Below are 2,640 nucleotides of genomic sequence, written 5' to 3' on the forward strand. Positions count from 1 at the left end.
GTGACAGGCGGCGTTCGCCCCCTTTAGCGCGTGTAGCGGTTGTCCAGACCGTGGAGAGCAAAGCGATCACGGAAAGTCCCATGATGGCTTGATAAGCAAAAACCGGAACATCAGGCGAAGCGAACACGTTCAGCTCGCTACAGATCCATATGATCATCGCCGCCAACAAGGCGATTAGTCCGATCAGCAGTATGTCGAGCCAGAATTTGCGATCCATTTAGAGACTTGTATGAGAGGAGGGGCGATCGGTCGCCCGGACTATGCTTAGCGCCACATGACGCCCACGGTGTATTGCGACCATTTGTGGGCCGCCAAACGATTCTGCGTACTCGCATGCGCATGCAAGCGCGAGCCAATCTGCCGATATGCCAGTGTTTCCAACTGATCGGTCCAAGTCGTGTTCGCCAGAGACTGGCTGCTGCGCCGTGAGCGTGATGCCGATGTTCTTTACGGTTGTTAATAGCACTTGTTGTGCGGTCTTATCAAAGCCTGAATGCCATAAGTGGCGCACGGCATCGGCTCCGCTCTGCCCCCACTGCAATGCGAGCTTTGCGGTGTCTAGCAGCGTTGCAACCGTGCCTTCGCGCGGCCGGTGAAGTTGCGCAACTGACGTAGTCCGGTAGCGTTGGGCCACATCTTCCGGGACCATCAGCATCGCGACCGCGGCTTCCGCGCTTCCGCTTGCAGGAAGACGCGAAACGAGGTCATGCAACTCGACCACAATGAGCAAGGTCGCGTGATCGCGCTCCTTACCTGCAGGCATATCGAGCCACTTTTCGAGCGACATAAGATCCGACGCAACAGGATCGTTGGCAAAGGAAACATCACGCAACCCATACGGTTTCAACGCGAACCGAAAGCGTTCCTCGACGGTGGCCTGAACTGCCGGAGCAGACACATGCAGTTTCACGAGAAGAGGCAAGCCTGCGGGAAGTGACCTGATCTGTTTCTCCACCGATTCGAGCAAGCCGGCGAGTAGATCATCAAGCGTGGCCAATTGACGTTTTGCGTCGTACTCGGCAGGTTTTTCGCCTGACTCAAGAGGTATTGCGTGCAGCCAACGCGCGGTAACCGCTTGTTTGCTCGGCGTCTGCTGAGCTTTTAGTAGGAGTTCTCCGTTCGCTACCGTTGCCGCAGTGTTTTCCTTGTCATCCATTGAAAAGCGGTGACCGAACGCCAGCACCATGATCGGTCGGCTCTCCCTGCGAAATGTCTTGGCCACATCGGCGTCTCGGGCACCGTCCCAGGTCTGGGCATCGCGCTCTTGTCCTGCGTGGATGAGAAAGCGCGTGGCCACAACTACAGCAGCAGTGACGAGAGGAACGCCGATGACCGATATCCAGAATAAAGGCGTTGCCGTTGGGAAGCGCTTGGGCCAGAGTAGCAAGATGACAACCATGCCGGCCATTGCGCACGCAAGGAACACGACGGCCCAGCGCAGCGGCGACGGTCGTTCAGGCAAGGGATCTGCCGAGGGCGGCAATGACGACAGGTTGAGAGCCATGAGGATATGTATGTTGCGGGTTGTAGCGGAAACCCCTACGCGAGCAGCGGGTTGCACGAATTGCGCGCAACGCGGCTTTCTGGCGGGGCATCGGGTTTTAGATAGCTTTCGGGAGACCTGGACAAACCGGAGCACCTAGCCTGCGTGACCGGCTGTCGATTCGCTCGCCGTTAGCCGTTATAGCGATCGTCATGCGGCGCGATTGCCAGTGGCAGTATTCATCCCGTAAAGTCGTCTTGTGCGTTCGATATCCTCTTGCACGATCCGACGTGTCTCGGGGTCAACGCCGGGTGGAGGTAGTGGCGCGACGAAGTCGCCTCCTTGCTCGTAGCTCAGGTCACTTCCTGCTTCCAGCCAGTCGGCGTCTTTTATTAGTTGCCTCCAGAATGGCCTGTCGGCAAAGCTATCGGCACGGCCGATCGGGAGGTCATAGGCAAGCACGCGCTTAGCCAACTCGCCCTGCTGGTAAGTAAAGATTGTGCTGTGATTCGTTGGAATGGCATCGGTCGTGTCCATCTCATGTACGATTTCTTCATAGGACTGACGGTGCGATTTGCTATACGTCTCACCGACAGGCGGTTCGTCGTTGATCGTTTTGCGCTTTTCGTAGATCAATTCTTTGTAGTACGGAAAGTCACTATCCTGTGAAATCTTCTTTCTCCGGGTTGGATCGGTTGGGAGGTCTTCGTTGAAGTCATACATCTTGTAGGATGGCATCGGATTGGGTACCCGTGGGCCATTCACGTAAATCTTCTCGTCCCTGCCGATAGCCGTCATTTCATCGAATAAATTCGCGACCTTCGGCGATGGTGGAATCCATAGCGGCCGCCCATCATCAGGATAACGTGGGGTTCTCGGCCCATCGGCATCTGGTGTACTTCCAACGGAATGAGCGCGCATGAACTGACGCTGGAACAGCACGGGCTTACCTTCTCCATTGTATTTTTCGAAGGGGTTCAACCTGTTTCGCGGCAGTTCGGGATCGGGCAAACGATAGTCCACGCCTTTCCATCCGATGCTCTGCAACGGTGTCGAACCCATTACGCGGTCGTGCGGCGAGCAGTACACAAACACTCGCCCGTGATTGTGGTGATCCTCTTTTCCGGGAACGGGTTCTTCTGTTGCGATTGTCGGCT

3 protein-coding genes are annotated in these 2,640 nt (G+C 56.2%); all 3 read right to left on the reverse strand.

What is annotated here, in order from left to right; translation table 11 throughout:
* Window positions 1–217, reverse strand: a 217-nt coding sequence (locus WCA53_RS20995; RefSeq protein ID WP_423915168.1) for a hypothetical protein, incomplete at its 3' end; no start/stop codon positions are given.
* Window positions 218–1,504 (reverse strand): hypothetical protein, encoded by a 1,287-nt coding sequence (locus WCA53_RS21000; protein ID WP_423915170.1) that lies wholly within the window; start codon window positions 1,502–1,504, stop codon window positions 218–220. It lies immediately after the preceding gene.
* A 189-nt stretch (window positions 1,505–1,693) separates the two neighbouring features.
* On the reverse strand, window positions 1,694–2,640 hold a 947-nt coding region (locus tag WCA53_RS21005), incomplete at its 5' end, for a T6SS effector phospholipase Tle3 domain-containing protein (protein ID WP_423915172.1).

It is taken from the genome of Caballeronia sp., assembly GCF_049581465.1.
In the GTDB taxonomy this organism is placed as follows: Bacteria; Pseudomonadota; Gammaproteobacteria; order Burkholderiales; family Burkholderiaceae; genus Caballeronia.

Bases quoted from the DNA above. Each gene is read 5' to 3' on its own strand.
- WCA53_RS21000 (WP_423915170.1), bottom strand. From the start codon at position 1,504: ATGGCTCTCAACCTGTCGTCATTGCCGCCCTCGGCAGATCCCTTGCCT.